The sequence below is a fragment of the Pantoea sp. ANP04 genome (genome assembly GCF_041982285.1).
GTDB lineage: Bacteria > Pseudomonadota > Gammaproteobacteria > Enterobacterales > Enterobacteriaceae > Pantoea > Pantoea eucalypti.
In genome coordinates this window covers 1-540 of the sequence record NZ_JAUTYS010000146.1, presented here as the reverse complement: position 1 = coordinate 540, position 540 = coordinate 1, and the positions used below count along the sequence as shown (strand labels likewise).

The window sequence follows — 540 nt, the reverse complement described above, 5'->3', positions numbered from 1 at the left end:
AGGGCCGGCGCGCGCGCTGGCTGGCGGTGGCCCTGCTGGGCACCCTGGTGGTCAGTCTGCTGACCCTGCTGTTCGCCGGAGCCATCAGCTTCCTCTTGCATGAAGCGGAGAATCCCGGGGCTTCGCTGGGCAAGTTCATGGTGGTGGTGGACAAGGCCCGCGGCCAGTTGCCGCCGTTCCTCGACGCCTACCTGCCGGCCAGCGCCGCGGAGTTCCAGGCGGCCATCGGCGCCTGGGCCAGCAAGCACTTGAGCGAGTTGCAGCTGGTGGGCAAGGACGCGGCGCACATGTTCGTGACCCTGCTGATCGGCATGGTCCTGGGGGCGATCATCGCCCTGCAGCGCATCCCCGACCTGACCAAGCGCAAGCCCCTGGCAGCGGCGCTGTTCGACCGCCTGCACCTGCTGGTCCAGGCGTTTCGCAACATCGTCTTCGCCCAGATCAAGATCTCCCTGCTCAACACCTTCTTCACCGGGATCTTCCTGGCGCTGATCCTGCCGCTGTTCGGGGTCAAGCTGCCGCTGACCAAGACCCTGATCG

1 pseudogene is annotated in these 540 nt (G+C 66.9%); it reads left to right on the top strand.

The features are described from left to right. Positions 1 to 540, top strand: a pseudogene (locus tag Q7C21_RS22810) (hypothetical protein); the annotation flags it as partial.